This is a genomic window from Pedobacter soli (assembly GCF_900101435.1).
GTDB classification, from domain to species: Bacteria; Bacteroidota; Bacteroidia; order Sphingobacteriales; family Sphingobacteriaceae; genus Pedobacter; species Pedobacter soli.
This window is the reverse complement of record NZ_FMZH01000005.1, coordinates 99361-118024: the sequence shown is the minus strand read 5'-3', so window position 1 is coordinate 118024 and position 18664 is coordinate 99361. Positions and strand designations below refer to the sequence as shown.

Annotated in this window: 20 protein-coding genes; 9 read left to right on the top strand and 11 right to left on the bottom strand. The window is 40.5% G+C overall.

Features of this window, described 5'->3' with window-relative positions; all coding sequences use genetic code 11:
• The first annotated feature begins 4 nt into the window (after positions 1-4).
• Entirely contained in the window at positions 5-1528 is a 1524-nt protein-coding gene (locus tag BLR37_RS12415) for a rhomboid family intramembrane serine protease (RefSeq protein ID WP_090769023.1), read from the top strand.
• Here BLR37_RS12415 and BLR37_RS12410 read toward each other — a convergent pair.
• Positions 1525-2976 (bottom strand): alpha-L-fucosidase, encoded by a 1452-nt coding sequence (locus tag BLR37_RS12410; RefSeq protein WP_090769021.1) that lies wholly within the window; start codon positions 2974-2976, stop codon positions 1525-1527. The two genes, BLR37_RS12415 and BLR37_RS12410, sit on opposite strands and share 4 nt — an antisense overlap.
• Positions 2977-3120: 144 nt before the next feature.
• Here BLR37_RS12410 and BLR37_RS12405 point away from each other — a divergent pair, with 144 nt between their 5' ends.
• Positions 3121-3816: a hypothetical protein gene (locus tag BLR37_RS12405; protein WP_244154651.1), complete on the top strand. Its 696-nt coding sequence runs from the start codon at positions 3121-3123 to the stop codon at positions 3814-3816.
• Between the two features lie 56 nt (positions 3817-3872).
• The gene (locus BLR37_RS12400; protein WP_090769019.1) at positions 3873-4280 is read left to right on the top strand and encodes a hypothetical protein; all 408 of its coding nucleotides are present in this window, start codon (positions 3873-3875) and stop codon (positions 4278-4280) included.
• A gap of 41 nt (positions 4281-4321) precedes the next feature.
• On the opposite strand, the gene BLR37_RS12395 is transcribed toward BLR37_RS12400, so the two are convergent.
• The 7 genes from BLR37_RS12395 to fumC form a co-directional block, all read right to left on the bottom strand.
• Entirely contained in the window at positions 4322-5092 is a 771-nt protein-coding gene (locus BLR37_RS12395; RefSeq protein WP_090769017.1) for a ThuA domain-containing protein, read from the bottom strand.
• 43 nt (positions 5093-5135) lie between these two features.
• Positions 5136-5570, bottom strand: coding sequence for a low molecular weight protein-tyrosine-phosphatase (locus BLR37_RS12390; RefSeq protein ID WP_090769016.1), 435 nt, complete (start codon positions 5568-5570; stop codon positions 5136-5138).
• 2 nt (positions 5571-5572) lie between these two features.
• Positions 5573-6019 carry a hypothetical protein gene (locus BLR37_RS12385; RefSeq protein WP_090769014.1) on the bottom strand — a complete coding sequence of 149 codons (447 nt, stop codon included), beginning with the start codon at positions 6017-6019 and terminating at the stop codon, positions 5573-5575.
• Positions 6020-6130: 111 nt separating this feature from the next.
• Positions 6131-6937 (bottom strand): S1/P1 nuclease, encoded by an 807-nt coding sequence (locus tag BLR37_RS12380; protein ID WP_090769012.1) that lies wholly within the window; start codon positions 6935-6937, stop codon positions 6131-6133.
• A gap of 1 nt (position 6938) precedes the next feature.
• Positions 6939-7454 carry a fumarate hydratase gene (locus tag BLR37_RS12375; protein ID WP_244154650.1) on the bottom strand — a complete coding sequence of 172 codons (516 nt, stop codon included), beginning with the start codon at positions 7452-7454 and terminating at the stop codon, positions 6939-6941.
• Positions 7455-7462: 8 nt separating this feature from the next.
• Positions 7463-7810, bottom strand: coding sequence for a hypothetical protein (locus BLR37_RS12370; protein WP_143009571.1), 348 nt, complete (start codon positions 7808-7810; stop codon positions 7463-7465).
• 86 nt (positions 7811-7896) lie between these two features.
• A complete protein-coding gene (gene fumC, locus BLR37_RS12365; RefSeq protein ID WP_039473119.1) occupies positions 7897-9294 on the bottom strand; it encodes a class II fumarate hydratase in 1398 nt (465 codons plus the stop codon).
• A 246-nt stretch (positions 9295-9540) separates the two neighbouring features.
• On the opposite strand from fumC, the gene rsgA reads away from it, so the two are divergent.
• Complete coding sequence (gene rsgA, locus BLR37_RS12360; RefSeq protein WP_039473122.1) at positions 9541-10461, top strand: ribosome small subunit-dependent GTPase A; 921 nt, start codon at positions 9541-9543, stop codon at positions 10459-10461.
• Between the two features lie 91 nt (positions 10462-10552).
• Positions 10553-11506 (top strand): Smr/MutS family protein, encoded by a 954-nt coding sequence (locus BLR37_RS12355; protein WP_090769008.1) that lies wholly within the window; start codon positions 10553-10555, stop codon positions 11504-11506.
• 156 nt (positions 11507-11662) lie between these two features.
• Here BLR37_RS12355 and BLR37_RS12350 read toward each other — a convergent pair whose 3' ends face one another.
• From BLR37_RS12350 to BLR37_RS12340, 3 genes are all read right to left on the bottom strand, one after another.
• Positions 11663-12355, bottom strand: coding sequence for a pirin family protein (locus BLR37_RS12350; protein ID WP_090769006.1), 693 nt, complete (start codon positions 12353-12355; stop codon positions 11663-11665).
• 2 nt (positions 12356-12357) lie between these two features.
• Positions 12358-12864: a hypothetical protein gene (locus BLR37_RS12345; RefSeq protein WP_090769004.1), complete on the bottom strand. Its 507-nt coding sequence runs from the start codon at positions 12862-12864 to the stop codon at positions 12358-12360.
• Between the two features lie 74 nt (positions 12865-12938).
• Positions 12939-13670 carry a dioxygenase family protein gene (locus BLR37_RS12340; protein WP_039473134.1) on the bottom strand — a complete coding sequence of 244 codons (732 nt, stop codon included), beginning with the start codon at positions 13668-13670 and terminating at the stop codon, positions 12939-12941.
• 484 nt (positions 13671-14154) lie between these two features.
• On the opposite strand from BLR37_RS12340, the gene BLR37_RS12335 reads away from it, so the two are divergent.
• The 4 genes from BLR37_RS12335 (at position 14155) to BLR37_RS12320 (ending at position 18591) form a co-directional block, all read left to right on the top strand.
• The gene (locus BLR37_RS12335) at positions 14155-14454 is read left to right on the top strand and encodes a hypothetical protein (protein ID WP_039473139.1); all 300 of its coding nucleotides are present in this window, start codon (positions 14155-14157) and stop codon (positions 14452-14454) included.
• Between the two features lie 135 nt (positions 14455-14589).
• Positions 14590-17892, top strand: coding sequence for a preprotein translocase subunit SecA (secA, locus tag BLR37_RS12330; RefSeq protein ID WP_090769002.1), 3303 nt, complete (start codon positions 14590-14592; stop codon positions 17890-17892).
• Between the two features lie 103 nt (positions 17893-17995).
• The gene (locus BLR37_RS12325) at positions 17996-18208 is read left to right on the top strand and encodes a hypothetical protein (protein ID WP_090769000.1); all 213 of its coding nucleotides are present in this window, start codon (positions 17996-17998) and stop codon (positions 18206-18208) included.
• The gene (locus tag BLR37_RS12320) at positions 18199-18591 is read left to right on the top strand and encodes a type II toxin-antitoxin system VapC family toxin (protein ID WP_090768998.1); all 393 of its coding nucleotides are present in this window, start codon (positions 18199-18201) and stop codon (positions 18589-18591) included. The genes BLR37_RS12325 and BLR37_RS12320 overlap by 10 nt, the downstream gene beginning before the upstream one ends.
• The last annotated feature ends 73 nt before the right edge of the window (positions 18592-18664 follow it).

Sequence of the window (18664 nt, the reverse complement as noted above, 5' to 3'; positions counted from 1 at the left end):
CGCTATGGCAATCAGTTGGGGTTACTCGCCAAAAATTGAAAAATATATCCCTTTGGCCGATTTTCCGGCAGATAAATATTTAATTATTGCCCGCCAGGTAATTGAAAACCTGGGCTGGAAATTAAGTCACATTTCCAAAACCGGGATTATCGCCTATACCCCAATCTCTTTTCAATCTTATACTGAAGAGATTTCGATCCGTATTCATGGCAATTTTGCTGTAGTAAAAAGCGAGTGTGTGGGCATTCAGATGCTTTTTAACGATTATGGGAAGAACGACCTTAATCTGGAGAAGTTTTTTAACGAATTTGAATATGTTCAGTTCCACCTGCAGGATATTTGGGAGGAGCGTCTGGCTGCATTTCATACCTTAATTGCTACACAGGATGATACTTACTTCGAGAAAGCCCCACTCACAGCTAAGGATAAGATTAAAAATATTCTCTATCTTTTTCTGCCCCAAAAAGGCTATCTGGTTACCCCGATTCTCATTATCTTAAATATAATTTATTACGGAATAACTCTTCTGTTTATCACCCTAATATTTAGGCTTAGGAGTGAAGATGCGATTATTCCTGAAGTAATTACAAATGGCTATCTGAACCTGGGAGCAAACAGCCGGGAACTGGTTTTAGAAGGTCAGATCTGGCGTTTATTTACGCATCAGTTTATTCATTTAAGCATCTGGCATGTATTTTTTAACCTCTATGCACTCGTTTATATTGGCCTCATGGTCGAAAATAAACTGGGTTCGGTTAAATTTCTGTTTACTTACCTCTTAAGTGGTATTTGTGGTGGTTTGGTCAGTATCATTTTCCATAAATTTGGTTTTATGGCTGGTGCATCAGGGGCTATTATGGGTATTTTTGGGGCCTTTATGGCCTTAATTGTAAGCAAGGCATTTGAAAAGAACGCAAGCCGTGCGCTTTTAATCAGCACGGTTGTAGTAACAGCCATCATGCTCTTAAATGGTATAAGTGGTAACGTAGATAATAGTGCGCATATTGGCGGACTGGTTTCGGGCTTTGTAATTTGCTATTTACTTTTTAACGAAAAGTTAGGGAGCTGGAAAATCCCTTCTGGCTTACAGTACGGCCTAACAAGTATGATTGTTGTAGTGTTTGCTGCTATTGTTTTAACACTAACACCAAATTATCAGAACAGGAAGTTTTACAAACTACAGCTTACCTTTGATCAAAATATTACGGATTTTAATAAAGTTTATTCAATTCCGCGCGATCTTTCGAAAGCTGAAAAGGTAAAGATGATTGAGCAGCATGGCATACAGGTGTGGCGCAAAAATAAACAGATTGTTGCCGAGATGAAGAAGCTTAAGCTGGAAAAAAAGGAAAACTACAGAAGAGATTTTGATGGTAAGATTACCAATCTGGCCATCAAAATCTCTGAGCTTTTATATCGCGAATATCTCGAAGAAACATCCAGATACCGCGATGAAATTGAGCAGCTTACCGACGAGGTGAATGTTATTCGTGGTGAAGCCAGCACAAGCGAATTTAACCGCGATTAAGCAGTTTTTTTGTAAAGTCCTATCTCGCTTAAAGTAATACAAACCGGCGATTTGGTAATATTGATTTTTACTTTATTTGTGGTAACAGGAGTATCGAGCTTGATTAACCTTTTCGCGCCAATGCTGGTGCCGTCGTATACCTTTTTCCATGCACCGTTTTCAAAAACCTCAATGGTATAGGCCTCAATTCTTTGACCCAACTGGATATATTCCTGCAGGCTAATAATGTCGAAAGTTTTCGAAGCCGGTAAATTAAGCTCAATTGTAGCTTCGTGCACCTGGTCTTGCGTGGCCCAGTATGTTGTTTTATTGTTATCTAATAATGCTGCGGCGTTAAATTTGGCTCCCCTGCTATTGCTCAGTTTTAGTTTTGCATTTTTAGCCAGGTTATTGGCAAAGGTGTGTTTAACCATATCGCCAAAAGTTTTTAACGAGGCAACATCATCTGCATGGAGCTGTCCGCGGGTATCGGGTGCTAAACCAAGGTCTAAACCAGCACCCCGGCCAACACTTTTTAAATATAAATCAAAAAGTGTTTCAGGGCTTTTAGGCTTCTCATTGGCATGAAAAAACCAGCCCTTTCTTAGCGGAACATCGCATTCTGCCGGCATCCAGAATTTACCGTTTCTAATGCCTTCGGGGCTTTGCGGGTAATTGGCCTGCCCCGGAACGGCAACACTTTTTCCATCCGGCGCCATTGGGGTAAAAGTAGCCCAGCTGGTTTCGGCTGCGTGCCCGTCTTCATTTCCTACCCAGCGGATATCTAAACCAATATCGCTGAATATGTTGGCCATAGGCTGCATTTTGCGGGTAATGGCCCAGGTATTCTTCCAGTCGTAGTAAGTGGTATTATCGATCGAACGTTTTTCCCTGGCTCCCCCGTAATAACCATCGCCACCATTGGCGCCATCGTGCCAGCTCATAAAAAGTGCGCCAAAATTACTGTACAGTTCTTTTAACTGCGCCTGGTAAATCGCCAGATATTTATCTGTGCCATAAAGGGCATTGTTTCTATCCCATGGCGAGCAATATACACCAAACTTTAAGCCGTTTTTGCGCACGGCCTGCTCAACTTCTTTAACCAGATTTCCTTTGCCACCTCTGAACGGGCTCTGACTAATGTTATAATTGGTTGTTTTGGTTGGCCATAAGGCAAAACCATCGTGGTGTTTGGCCACCAGGATAATGCCTTTTAAGCCGCCTGCTTTTGCCGCTTTGATAATCTGATCGGCATTAAAATCAGTCGGGTTAAATGTTTTAGGGTCGGCATCGCCAAAGCCCCATTCTTTATTTTCGAAGGTGGTTGGTGTAAAATGGATTAAGCCATAAACTTCCGTGTCATGCCATGCGAGCTGGCGTTTAGAAGGTAATGCACCATAAGGTTTAGGCGGGGTTTGGGCATACGTTGCTGCCGAAAGAAATAAAAATAGAATCAATAAGGGTTTCATATTGGTTTTGCTTAGATTGACTAAAATACGTAAAATAACCGTTGAGCCAGTAGAATTAACCAATATTTAACCTGTTGCTCACGTAATTAACAAATTATTTTTCCATCTTGATCGTTACATACGGGCCTCAAACATTTTAATTTCATGATGCGTTTAGCTACTATGATTTCCATGCTCCAACTTCCTCCCGATGGAGGTACAGTATATACCGAAACGAACCTTAGCCAGTTTTTTCCTGAGCCTTTTAATACCATAACCAGTGCTTTCTTTTTGGCCATTGCCTTTTATTGGCTCTTTAAATTGCGCGGAAATTTTAATCAGCATAAATTTTTAAGCGGTGCCCTGGTATTGCTCTTTATTGGTGGCATTGGTGGAACTACATACCATGGTTTAAGACGCTGGCCGGTTTTCATTATGATGGATTGGATGCCAATTATGCTGCTCTGCCTTTCGGCTGGTGTTTACTTTCTGGCTAAACTAACCCGTTGGTATTTTGCGGTTTTAATCGTAGTGGTATATGCTTTTTTTCAGTTTTATGTAAGGCAGCTTTTTAGTCAAGGCGATTTTCAGTTATTTATTAACGTTAACTATGCTTTTATGGCTGCGCTGGTGCTATTCCCGGTATTTGGCTATCTGGTAAAAACCGATTGGAAAAATGGCAAGTGGGTTGGCTTTGCCCTGATTGCTTTCATATTCGCACTAACTTTCCGCATTGCCGATAAATGGGAGATCTTAACCATAGGTACCCATTTCTTGTGGCACACCTTCGGAGCCCTGGCTTCTTTCTGTATGCTCAACTATATATACCTCGTCAACCTTAAAAAGACAAAACTTAATTAAAAATTCATTCTTAATAGTTGTAGATGTTTTATCTTCGATCAATAAATTATTTAAAAATGAAGAAATTATTGATCCTGTCTGCCCTGGTATTGGGCTTAAACCTAACTTCGAATGCCCAAAGTATTTTAAATAAAGTTGGTACGGCTGCGGCTGCTGCAACTGGTTTTGATGCCAATAGCTTAACCTCAAGTATTTTGGGTAAGCTTACGCCTGCGTTGAGTTTAACTCCTGCACAAAAGCCAACGGTAACCACTATTATTAAAGACTTTTTGGTACAGAAAGCCACGATTATGGCTACACAGAAAACCAATCCGGCAGCTTATACCAGCAAATTTGGCAAATTGTACGCAGGTTTAAAATCTAAATTGGGTACAGCTTTAACCGTAGCCCAGTTAGCTAAATTTACTTCATTAAAACCTGCTGCACCAAGTGCAAGCAACGTTTTATCGCAATTGTTCTTTTAAAAAAATAGCCTGTTAATGATGTTTAACAGGCTATTTTTTGCTTAAAGCAGTTTCGATTTTGCTTTGTTGTAATCGAGTTTCTTTTGTTTGCCTATGGCGTATTCTATTCCGCCCCAAAGGTGGTTTAAGAATTTTTCTTCAGCCCATGCTTCGTTAGTGTGCCCCATCGAAGTATAAAAAGCCCTGCCGCCATCAAAATCGTGGTACCAGCTAAATGGATGGAAAGCGCCGTTTTTACCGCCTTTGTACGATTTTTCATCGATGGTGATTAACACTTTGATATCAGGGTTAATATCTTTAAAGTTATACAGTTCATCTTTGTGCATCCATACCGAATCGGTGAAAAATTTGGTCGATGGGTGGTTTTTATCTTTAATTACAAATCTGGCGTCCTGTATTGCCGGGTGACTGGTAAAATAAGCTCCTGCAAGTTTTCCATACCATGGCCAATCGTACTCCGTATCTGTTGCTGCGTGGATACCTACATAACCGCCGCCTGCCTTGATATACCTTTCGAAAGCTGATTGCTGGGCATCATTTAATACATCGCCAGTAGTGCTTAGAAAAATTACGGTTGCATATTGTTTCAGGTTTGCTTCGGTAAAAACATCGGCATTTTCGGTAGTGTCTACTTCAAAATTATGGCTTAAACCCATTTTTTGGATGGTTGCTTTGCCTACCCCGATAGAGGCGTGCCTAAAACCTTTGGTTTTCGAAAAAACCAGGACTTTTGCAGGCTTTTTTATAGCGGTAAATCCCTGAAATAAAATAACAGTAGCAATTAATAAGCACAGAGAAAGGAATTTTTTCATTTTCGATTTGGCTAGTGTGTGTTGTTAAAAGTGAAAGCTAAAATTAAGAAAGTTGTTTGATAATTGCTAAACATCTTGCTTCAACCTGCTTACAAACCGGGGCAAATAGTGCATTATCCCAGTATGGGTCTGTAACTTCGTCGTTATCGAGAAAAAGTTTAATCTTTTTTTCTTCTGCTTCGGTTCTGGCCAAACTTTTAACATCTTTCAAATTATTCCTGTCCATTACCAAAATCAAATCGTACTGGCTAAACATGGCATGGTTAAATTGTTGTGCCCGCTGTTTACTAATATCGTAACCAATGGCTCTGGCCGCTGCTATACTTCTGTGATCGGGAGCCTGGCCAATGTGCCAGTTACCTGTACCCGCCGAAGCAATTTCCCAGTTGAGGTTATGCTTTTCAGCCAATTGGCGCATAATGCCTTCTGCCAGCGGCGACCGGCAAATATTGCCAAGGCAAACCATTAAAATTTTCAATGTTATTTGGATTTTGCAGTAAATATATAAGTTACTGTAAAAGTAGTTCCATTTTGTTCGAAAACATATTTATCGGTGATATTTTTCCCTTCTAGTTTTGCCACCCTTGCATTTTTACTAAAGCCATCGTTCAGTGTTATTTCATTTCCGTTTTTGCTCCATTTAGCTTTTTGATACGAAATCATATCGCACAGCGGCCCATTAGAAGTGAAGGCAAAAGTGCCGTTCTCAGAAAAAGAGAGGGTATAGTTATTGTTTAAACAGCCAGATGGACCTGCCATAGTCATAAAGTTAGTTACAGCTTTACCATCTACCTGCATGGCCGGATTTACGGTCGCCGATTCGAGAGCCCAGTTGTATCTGGTTATTTCAGTAAAATTTTCGGCATCATTTTTCTTTTTGCAACCTAATGCCAGGCACAAGCTTAAAATTAAGAGTAGTTTTTTCATTGCGTTTTTAGTTTGTTTTTGCCTTAAAACGAGAAGATTGACCAATACGCTACAAAAAAAATGCTCCGGCTTTTTCTCAAACCGGAGCATTAATATTCTGAATATTTACCATTAGCCGTAAATATCGTTTAACATTTTGGCTAAGCGTACACCACCTTTTAACAGCTGACTGTTAAGAGTATCTACCCAGTCAAAGTTATAACGGTAGCTCAGTTTGGCATCTGGCTTGGTGGTTTCGTAAATTTTGTTGCAAATGTTGTACGATTCGAAAATGCAATCTTTTAAACTGGTGTTTTGCCAGTTGTAAAGCTCAACCGCTGATGCATGGTTAATGGCTTTGGCATATTCGGTATAACTTAATTGCTGATATTCGATTAGTTGTTCATCCCAAACGCGGTGGATGTTCGATTTTTCGTTAAACCACAAAACTGAAACACGGTTGCCGCCTAAATCTTCTTTACGGGCAACGTGCATGGGTTGACATAAATCGCCGGCAAGGTGTACTAACATGCGCATAGCCAGTTTCTTCTCATCGCGGGTGCTGCTGGGTTTCTTTAAAACGGCAATCAAATCAGGAATTTTGGTATATAAGCTTATCGATTTATCTGTTTCGAGGAAATTATATACACCATCTTTATTTAATCCGGCCGGGAGGTTAACAAAATGCCAGTTGTACATGTAATTATAGGTCGAATCTGATTTGATAAAATCGCCCCAGTTGGCGCACATGGCCAGGGTTTCGTAACCTAAAATATCCTGAACCGCTTTACGTGTTTTGGCTTTTAGGTAGGTATCGGCAATTTGGCCAACTACACGGTGCCCTATAGTGCCCCAGGCGCTTACCTGTGCAGGTACATAAGCTAAAAACCCTACGATTAAAGCTGTGGCAATTTTTTTTCTAATGGATGTTAAGATCATTTTATAGTTCTTTTTGGATGCAGGTAACTTTTTGTTTCAGTGCCAGTTTTATTTCGCGCTGATCGCCCATGCTTTCTAGCGTAAGGCTATCGGCAGAACGTTTTGTAATCAGGAAGTTTTTTTCGTACCGGCCAATGCGGTAACAGCCCGATATTTTTTGTTTGTAATTGGCATGTGTAAAGGTTGCACCAACAATCAAAGTATCGCCCCTTACTGCATAAACGCCTTTGGCGTATTCTTTCCAGATGCCGTTATTGTAGCAGGAATCTTCGTAGAAATTAACTTTGCTGTGGGTAACCAGATCGATATAAACCGAATCGCAGGTAAATTTGAAATGGTGCTTTGTATAATTGCTCAACTTATTGCTAAAAGCAACCGAATCTTCATTCCAAACACCCTGTATAAATGCTTCGCCTTTACCCTGTATATTGGGCCTTGGGCTACAGGCTATTTGTAAGATGGATAATGTAAAAAGGATGAGGTAGAAAATCTTCAAGCAGGGATGCAGTTTGTTCATATTGTTTTTTAATCGTTGCTTGTAGGAAACTGATCGTGAAATACATTGTTCTTTTTAACGGTATTGTGAATCAGGAGTAACAAACCTACAGCAAAACAAAGACTGGCCACGGTGCCGATAAAACCAATTATGGTATAATATTTAGAAATTTCGGTGTAGGCTAAATTGTTGCTGCCTGCCAAAAGTGGCACTAAAAAATAAAGTAAGTGTGTCAATAAACCAACTCCGGCTCCAATTGTCATTAAAACAGCTTCAACTGCCTTTTTTTTCGATAAAAAATAGCAGCAGGTTCCAAATACAATGCATGGTGCAATAAGAGATATCATGCCTATGAGCGTATTAAGTATTGAATCCATATTTGTTTATTGTTTTTAAGCGTATTGATTTAGACCGTAACTATATAAACCTGATAGGTTTTTAAAAACCTATCAGGTTTGGCAAATTATTTCAAGCTACCTACCATGTCTTCCGGACGAACCCACTCATCAAATTGTTCGGCGGTTAACAGGCCAAGCTCAACAGCAGCTGCCTTTAAAGTTTTATTTTCTTTATGCGCTTTCTTCGCAATTTTTGCTGCGTTTTCGTAACCTACATGTGGGTTTAATGCAGTAACCAGCATTAACGAATTTTGAAGGTGTTTTTCAATCTCCGGTAAGTTTGCAGTAATTCCTTCAGCACATTTATCGGTGAAAGAAACGCAGGCATCGCCAATTAAACGTGCCGATTGTAATACGTTAGCCGCAATTAATGGTTTAAAAACATTCAGTTCAAAATGTCCTGACATACCACCTACTGAAACGGCAACATCGTTACCAATTACCTGTGCGCAAACCATTGTTAAAGCCTCAGGTTGAGTTGGGTTAACTTTACCCGGCATGATTGATGATCCCGGCTCATTATCAGGGATGATGATTTCGCCAATACCACAACGCGGACCAGAACTTAACATCCTTACATCGTTAGCTACTTTCATTAAAGCCACAGCTGTACGTTTTAAAGCACCAGAAAGTTCAACCATTGCATCGTGCGCTGCTAAAGCTTCAAATTTATTTGGAGCAGTAACGAAAGGTAAACCCGTTAAATCAGCAATTTTTTTAGCCACTAAAACATCGTATCCTTTTGGGGTATTTAAACCTGTACCTACAGCAGTACCACCCAAAGCCAGTTCGGCAACCATTACCAGTGCATTTTTAATGGCTCTGATGCTGTTGTCGATCTGCTGTACGTAGCCTGAAAATTCTTGCCCTAAAGTAAGTGGCGTAGCATCCATAAAGTGGGTACGGCCGGTTTTGGTAATTCCTGCAAATTCTTCAACCTTTTTAGCCAGGGCATTTCTTAGATGCGTTAAACCCGGAATAGTGTTTTCTACGGTTAATTTATAGGCTGCAATGTGCATTGCAGTTGGATAAGTATCGTTTGATGACTGCGATTTGTTCACATCATCATTCGGGTGAAGTACTTTTTTATCATCAGCCAGTGCACCACCATTAATCACGTGTGCGCGGTTTGCAATCACTTCGTTTCCGTTCATGTTACTTTGCGTACCTGAACCGGTTTGCCAGATTACCAATGGGAACTGATCATCCAGTTTGCCCGCAATAATTTCATCACAAGCTTTGGCAATAAGCTCAGCTTTATCGGCCGATAATACACCAAGCTCGGTATTGGCTAGTGCTGCTGCTTTTTTCAGGTAACCAAAAGCGTGGATAATTTCTTTAGGCATCGAACCTTCCGGGCCGATTTTAAAGTTATTGCGTGAGCGTTCGGTTTGTGCACCCCAGTATTTGTCGGCAGGTACCTGCACCTCGCCCATGGTATCGTGTTCTATTCTGAAACTCATTATATTTTAATTTTTGTTGTGGCAAATTTAGGTTTTTTGACTTTTAAAGCGTTGTATTTATGTAAGATATTTGGTAGATAATAAAATATCTTTAAGTTCAGCGTTTTTAACCACAGATGCACACAGATAAACACGGATTTATAGCTGTGGTTAAATTATATTTATCTGTTTAATGGCTTAAATTAATGATATTGCCACCAGGGCCGCTTCTACCAATGAAATCATATTCATACCTTTACGGCAAATATGCAGGGATTAGTTATTAAATCTACGGGGAGTTGGTACAACGTGCTGGCCGATAATGGCGAGCATTACGATTGCCGCATTGTAGGTAAGTTCAGGATTAAGGGAATTAAAACCACCAACCCGATTGCGGTTGGCGACAGGGTAAAGTTTGAGCTTGAACGGGATAGCAATCAGGGTTTGATTAACGAACTGCTGCCCCGTAAAAACTATATCATCCGCAAGTCGATTAACCTGAGCAAGCAGGCTCAGATTTTGGCTGCCAATTTAGATATGGCCATTCTGGTGGTTACTTTGGCATCGCCACGTACCTCTTTGGGCTTTATCGATCGTTTTTTGGTTACCGCCGAAGCCTATGATGTGCCTGCAGTATTGGTATTCAATAAACTCGATCTGTTTAGTAAAGAAGGTCTGGAGATCCTTCAGGAATTTAAAGATATTTACCAGAATATAGGTTATGCCTGTTATGAAGTTTCGGCCTTAAAAGGAATTAATATTCCGCTGATTCAGGAACTGATTACCGATAAAATTACCTTAATTTCAGGGCATTCCGGTGTAGGTAAATCCAGCTTGATTAATGCTTTATTGCCTGATCGTGATTTGAGAACAGGCGAGGTTTCTGACTGGAGCGATAAAGGGCAACACACCACAACCTTTGCCGAAATGTTCGAATTGCCGCAGGGCGGTTTTATTGTAGATACACCAGGTATCCGTGAGTTGGGTGTAATCGATATCGAAAAAGAAGAGTTGGGACATTTTTTCAGGGAGATTTTCGAAACCTCGCACAATTGCCGTTTTAACAACTGCCGCCATGTAAACGAACCAGGCTGTGCGGTTATTGAAGCCGTGAACGAAGGCGAAATTGCCATCTCACGATACGAAAGTTACCTGAGCATTTACCACGGAAACGATACCAGACACTAGCCCCAGCCCCTGAAGGGGTGCTGAATAGGAGCTATAAGTCAATTTTTAAAAATAAAAAAAATCAAAAGCCCCTTTAGGGGTAGGGGGAAAGATGAAATTCAAATTAGGAGATTTTGTGCGTTTTGTTGATGAGAAACGCGAGGGCTATGTAACCCGCGTTATCGACGCCCAAACTTTGGGGGTAACAGACGAAGATGGTTTTGAAATTCCGGTTGCGGTAAGTAACCTAACATCGGTGCATGGCCATGGTGTAGTGGCTGAAGAGATCGATGTACCTAAGCCCATTCAGGTTAATGTACCCGGTGTTACCAAAATAGAAAATGGTATATACGTTGCCGCTGCAACTGACGATAAAGCCGGTAATGTGGTTCATTTACATTTGCTAAACCAGTCGCCCAATACTTTATTGCTGAGCCTTACCACCGAAAGAAAAGGAAAGTATACCAATGCCTACCATGGTATTATACAACCTTATTCACTTGCCTTGGTATATGCTGCCTCTTTAGCCGATCTGGAGCTTTGGCCGGAGTTTACCTTTCAGGTTTTGGTAGCTGGTGTAGCCGATGCCAAGCCGATAGATCCATTGGTGATCCGTAAGAAGTTCAGGGCAAAAGATTTTAGTACCGAACAGAAAGAACTGCCTAATCTTAAAAATAAGGGCTGGTTGGTTCGTTTAGATGATCTGGTGCCGGTAACAATCGATGCGCAAAAATTAAAGGAAAGCTTTTTTAAATCGGCCGACGAAAAGAAAATGGTCGAAGCGCCTGCAAAAGAGGTCGATTTACATATCGAAAAACTACGTGATGACCACCACTTTCTAGAAGCCAGCGAAATTTTACAGATTCAGCTTACGCATTTTCAAAATGCCCTTGATGCTGCTATAGTGCACCATTTTGATAAAATGATTTTTATCCACGGCTCAGGAAACGGAACGCTTAGGGATAAAATTCACAAACTGATTAGTAAAAACCCGCACATTAAAACCTATATGGATGCCCGGAAAGAGAAGTTCGGGTATGGAGCAACTGAAGTGGTTTTTAAGTAATCCAATATCGTTATGCTGAACTTCCTCCTGATCTGTCGGACGGGTGTTTCAGCATCTCTAATTTTTGGTAGATGTAATCCGTGTCAGATCGTAAGATCTGACACCACAATAATGTTTCTGCGCTTATCTTCTTAATCTGCGGGCCAGATTTGTTTGTTAATACCCAAACTCCAAAACCACCACAATAGCATTATTGCTCAAGGCTTCCAGTTCAACCTGTTGTAAATCCCAAAGGGCAAGTCCATCGCGGGCATGCAGTAACCTTCCTTCAATTTCAAAAGCGCCATCTATAACAAAGCAATAAAATTTACTGTTGCTGTGCTGCAGGGTGTAAATTGCTTCCCCGCGACCAGCAAAAATACCTGCACTTAATTTAAATGGCAGTTTTGGGTTAGAGATAAGCTCAATCAATTGGTTCTGGTCTTTTTCAAAATCGAAATGATACAACATTTCACTCGGGCGCAGTAAAAAGAAATCCGTTTTAATGCCCAACTGTAAATAATTGATGGTATCGTTAGGGTAGGGGTTGCTAATTTCCAAAACTTCACCTTTGCCTAAGTTTAACACTTGTACTTTACCTGTATCAATCGAAAATTCTTTGTTCCCCTGCACCACATCAATACCGCCGGTAATGGGAAAGAAAATTTGAAAAGAATCTTCTTTGGATAGGAAAAAGGTAACTTTTCCGCCTGCCAAAGCATCATCATTGCAGAGAAAAAGATTATCGAACGGTTCGCGGTGTTCGCTATAATATTTTTCGAAATTAAAGGTGCTATACCTGCGGAGTGTTGAGTTTTCGGTCAGTCCACGCTGGTCAGCGAGATATATTTGTCCGGGGGTTAGTTCCATGCTTAATCGATATTTTTGATAGAGTGGATGCTTACAAAAGGCTGAATGGCAAAAAGATTAGTGAAAATTTCAGCTTCTTCTTCTTCTTTATGTTGCGATACCAATAGTTGATCGCCAATGGTTTCATGCCAGATCAGCGGTTTTGAGAAAAAGTTAATGGCAACCTTATGTTTCTCCGGATGGCGTATGTCCGAATTAATAATTTCGAACTTAAAATGCTCAAAAGTTAAAAAGCGCCTGCCCAGATTATCCAAAACATCCGGAATAATGCCGTTTAGCTGACGCAGATAACCGGTAATAGCTGCACTTACCAAAAAATGGAGTTTTTCGGCCTCTGGTACATGCAATAACATTTCGGCAAAAGTATTATACTGCTGCGGTTGGTTGTAATACTGCGCCTGCATTTTAAACTCGGCAAAGCTGTCCTCGTGTACAAACCTATCCCAGGGGCTGGTATTGGTGCTATCGATTATCTTCCGGTAGCATAAAACGATCACTTTTTTTGGCATGCCATAAAATTAAAAAAGACGTTAAGAAATCCTAACGCCTTTATTGAAAAATAAAACAAATAATAAGGATGATATTATGCTTTAACGTTCAATTTAAAAGTAAGGTCGAAGCCTGCAGTTAGGGTTCCGCTTACTGCAGCAATCTGTACGCCTGTTTTGTCATCACTAAAAACATTGTCTGCATTGTTGTAAGTGTAGCCTGTCATCCCTTTGGTATAGCCGTTAACCAGGGCAAGCGATGTTCCGCTACCTTCGGGGAAAGCAATCTGTGTTACATTTAAAGATGTTCCGGCAGCATTATACACGTGAACATGAATATGTGTGGCCCGGCCGGTGTACCAGCCCGGAAAAATAGTTGTAAAAGTTACCAGTCCATTGGCATCGGTAGTTTGGCGACCGCGTAAAAAATGTACCGATTGATAATTGGTGCTTTGCATGCCAGAGCCGCCATATTCAGAATAGTTGCCCTCTGCATCGCAATGCCAGATATCAACCAGCGCACCAGCCAATGCCGCGCAATTGTTGTTCAGGTTACCAACAGTTATTTTTACGGTCATTTTGTAACCTGTACGGCCATCGGTAATATCGCTGCGTACATAAGATGCAGGCACTTTGGTTGGAAAAGGTCCTTCGGTTTCGGTTGGGGCTACGGTACAGGTTCCGTTGGTGCTGGCAGTTGTGCCTGCAGTTCCCGATCCTGATGTACTGGTGCCATCTGTTATACTGCTCTTTTTACAGGCTTCGATAATTACCGGAGTTGAAACGGCTCCAATCATTAAACTTCTGATGAAATTTTTTCTTTCCATAGCTAATGCGTTTTGTTTCGTTGATTTAAAATTGCACCAAAAAAAACGGATTGTAACAAATGTATCGACAAACAAGTGCTTTGACACGTTGAATCATAAGGCTTTATAAGCTGATGCTGAGTAACGCCTGATAAATGATCATTAAACAGGTGCATTAATTATAAAAGCAGGTGCGATAATTATAAAAGCGGGTGCGATAATTATAAAAGCGGGTGTGATAATTATAAAAGCGGGTGCGATAATTATAAAAGCAGGTGCGTTAATTATAAAAGCGGGTGCATTAATTATAAAAGCAGGTGCGTTAATTATAAAAGCATGTACATTAATTATAAAAGCGGGTCTATTCAGTAAACTGTGTCATCGGTCTGTTCAATAAAAAGTATTGTTTTTTATCCTAAATAAATAAGCTGGGATATTGTGGTGCGTTTTTTGAGGTTAGCAGATTTCATTTTATAAAAGATTAAAACTAGCTTTGCCGCTATTAATGAAACACCTGGTTACCATATCACTTGTATTTTTTAGCTTAACGCATTTGGCCAAAGCCGAACGCGTTGAAGGGCTTAGAATATTAAATGAATATTGTAATGAGTATAAAATCAGTGCTAACGCATCTGATAAAAGCGTTGTGCAGTTTAACGAACAGCGTAACCCTTATTTATTATCGTACACCCGGCTTGCTTTAATTGGCACTCAACCTCAATTAAAAGTAGCAAAATATGTAAGCGTAAATCAGGTAATCACCGATTTAACCATCCGCAAAAAACCGAAGAACAACAGTCCCTAGTTCGTTTTCTTAAAGATCTTTTTTAAGATTTTAAGCCCCTTTTATACCAACAACTGCCAAACTGACTTAATGCTGACAGTGGCTTGGTTGTTGTAACACACCATTTTTTAATAAATAAATACGATTTAAAATATAATGTTAGGATTTTTAGCGAAGATTTTCGGAAGTAAATCAGAAAGAGATATAAAGGCTATTCAGCCATTGGTTGTAAAAATTAACGAACACTACAGTAAATTTTCGGCACTAAGCAACGATGAGTTACGTGGTAAAACCATAGAATTTAAAAGCAGAATTGCAGATTTCTTAACCGAAATCGATGGAAAAATTTCGGCCCTTAAAGCCGATGCAGAAAACGAAGAATTAGATCTTCACGAAAAAACGGCTATTTACGATCAGGTTGATGCCTTAGGCAAAGACCGCGATGCGGAATTGGAAAAAATATTGTTGGAAATCCTGCCTGAGGCTTTCGCAGTAGTTAAAGAAACTTCGCGCCGTTTAAGCGAAAACGATTATTTAGAAGTTACTGCAACCCAGTTCGACCGCGATTATGCTGCAAGAAAAAACAATGTTAAAATTGTTGGCGATAAAGCACAGTGGGCCAATAAATGGGAAGCTGCCGGAAATGAGGTAGCCTGGAACATGGTACATTACGATGTACAGTTAATTGGTGGTATTGTATTACACAGCGGTAAAATTGCCGAGATGGCTACCGGTGAGGGTAAAACCCTTGTAAGTACGCTGCCTGCTTACCTGAACGCACTTGCCGGACAAGGTGTGCACGTAGTTACGGTGAATGATTACCTTGCACGCAGGGATAGTGAGTGGAATGGTCCTTTGTTCGAATTCCACGGTTTAACAGTTGATTGTATTGATAAACACGAGCCTAACTCTGAAGAAAGAAGAAAGGCTTATGCAGCAGATATTACTTACGGTACCAATAACGAATTTGGGTTCGATTACCTGCGTGACAATATGTCGCAAACTCCTGATCAGTTGGTACAGCGCAAATTGCACTTTGCCATGGTGGATGAGGTCGATTCAGTTTTAATTGATGATGCCCGTACACCTTTAATCATTTCAGGGCCGATTCCGCATGGCGATCAGCATGAGTTTTACGAGTTGAAACCACGCATTGAGCGTTTGGTTAATGCACAAAAAGCTTATGTTACCCAGGCTTTAAACGAAGCTAAAAAATTAATCAATGCGGGTAATACCGGTACCGAAGAGGGCGAAGGTGGTTTAGCATTATTACGTGCTTACCGTGGTTTGCCTAAAAATAAAGCATTAATTAAGTTCTTAAGCGAAAGCGGCGTGCGTGGTCTGTTGTTAAAAACAGAAAACTACTACATGGCCGATCAGTCTAAGAATATGCCTAAGGTAGATTCAGAGTTGTTCTTCTATATCGATGAGAAAAACAACCAGGTAGAGTTAACCGAAAAAGGTATTGAGTTAATTACCCAATCGGGAGAAGATCCGCATTTCTTCGTATTGCCTGATGTAGGTACCGAAGTGGCTGAGCTGGAAAAATCTGATCTTCCTTTAGAAGAAAAAGTAGTTACCAAAGATGCCCTGATGCGCGATTATTCTGTTAAAGCAGAGCGTATCCACTCGGTAAACCAATTGTTAAAAGCCTACACCTTATTCGAAATTGATGTAGAGTACATTATTGATGAAGGTAAGATCAAAATTGTTGATGAGCAGACCGGCCGTATTATGGATGGTCGCCGTTACTCTGATGGTTTACACCAGGCTATCGAAGCTAAAGAAAATGTAAAGGTTGAAGATGCAACCCAAACCTATGCAACAGTAACCTTGCAAAACTATTTCCGTATGTACCACAAACTTTGCGGTATGACGGGTACTGCAACTACCGAAGCTGGCGAGTTCTGGTCGATCTATAAACTGGATGTGGTTGAGATTCCAACCAACAGAAATATTTCAAGACAAGATCAGCAGGATTACGTTTACCGTACCGTGCGTGAAAAATACAATGCCGTTGCCGATGAAATTGTAAAATTAACCGAAGCAGGCCGTCCGGTATTGGTAGGTACAACTTCGGTTGAGATTTCTGAGTTGTTAAGCCGTATGCTTAAACTGCGCGGCATTAAACACAACGTATTAAACGCGAAAATGCACCAGAAAGAGGCCGATATCGTTGCCGAAGCTGGTCAGGCCGGAACCGTTACCATTGCTACCAACATGGCTGGTCGTGGTACCGATATTAAATTAGGCCCGGGCGTTAAAGATGCAGGTGGTTTAGCTATCGTAGGTACCGAGCGTCACGAGTCTCGTCGTGTAGACAGGCAGTTACGTGGTCGTGCCGGTCGTCAGGGCGATCCGGGTTCGTCTCAATTCTTCGTTTCATTGGAAGATAACCTGATGCGTTTATTCGGTTCAGAAAGAATTTCGAGCATTATGGTGCGTATGGGTATCGAAGATGGCGAGGTAATTCAGCACTCTATGATTACCAAATCAATCGAACGTGCGCAAAAGAAAGTAGAAGAAAACAACTTTGGTATCCGTAAACGTTTATTGGAGTACGATGATGTGATGAACTCGCAACGTACTGTAATTTACGCTAAACGTAAAAACGCTTTATTTGGCGAGCGTTTAGATGTGGATATGAACAATATGGTATTTGATGTTGCCGAAGATATCGTTACCGAATACAAAACAGAAGCAAACTTTGAAGGCTTTAAACTTGAGGTAATTAAAAACTTCTCGCTGGATACGGCAATTACTGAAAAAGAATTCTCGTCTACCGCTATTCCACAGCTAACAGAGCGCTTGTTTGAAGAAGCAGAAGCATTTTATGCGCGTAAATCAGAAGCCATTATTCAGCAGTCATTACCAGTTTTAACACAGGTTTACGAAGAGCGTGGTCAGCATATTGAGCAGATTGTGGTTCCGTTTACCGATGGTATCCGTGGTATTCAGGTAGCTGTTGATCTTAAAAAAGCAATCGATAATAAAGGAAAAGAGGTGGTTCGTGCATTCGAGAAAACCATTGTATTGGCCTTGATTGATGATAGCTGGAAAGAGCATTTACGTGAAATGGACGATTTGAAACAGTCGGTTCAGAATGCTGTTTATGAGCAAAAAGATCCATTGGTAATTTATAAAATGGAAGCTTTCAACTTGTTTAAAGATATGCTTAATGCAGTAAACAAAGAGGTTGTAAGTTTCTTATATAAAGGTGGTATCCCGGTTCAGCAGGAGCCAGATCAGGTTAGAGAAGCACCAGCTCCGGTTAAACAACCTAAGCTACAGACTACTAAACAGGAGTTTGGCAGAGAAGAGCCTGGTATTGAGTTTGGCGACACACGCGAAGCTGTTCCACAGCAGCCCATCCGTAAAGAAGCAACTATAGGCCGTAACGAGCCTTGCCCTTGCGGAAGTGGAAAAAAATACAAGAACTGCCACGGTGCTAATTTGTAATTAACTCATTATAATATACCAAGCCCCGATATTTTTTGTCGGGGCTTTTTTATGCAAGAATGTTTTATCTTGATAACAGGCTTTATTTTTAGTATTTTTGAGTATGAGAACAATAACCTTAGATATTTTAAATGATAAGGCGCTGGATCTGTTAAAGGATTTGGAGCTTCTTAAAGTTATTCGCCTAAGAAAAGACGCTGAGGCCCCTAAAGATCTGAGTAAAGATTTAATTTCAAAATATAAAGGGGCAATGCAAAAACAACCCATATCGGAAGTTGAGGATCAGTTAAATAATATTCGAAACGAGTGGGACTAAACTATCTCTGGGATACAAATACCGTTATTTATTTTCTTCAGCGTCAATTTACGCCAGGTGCCGAAAAATTTATTGATAATATTCTGCTAACCTCTCAACCTGCTATTTCGGCAATTACTGAGATTGAGTTGCTTTGTTGGCGAACTGCTAATGATAATGATCTATTGGTAATCCGAAATTTTATCAAAGACGCTTATGTTTACGAATTGGAACAAGACATTAAAGATAAAACTGCAGCGTTGAGAAAACACCATAACCTCAAACTTCCGGATGCCGTAATTGCAGCAACGGCTATTGTAAATAAACTTACCCTTATTACCCGAAATAGTAAAGATTTCAATAAGATACCCGAACTCGAGGTCTCAAACCCGTTTTCTTTGTAAGAATTTATCTTCTGGATTAACCATTTGCACAACCCATAAAGAATGCCGATTTTTGTAACCAATACGGCATTCC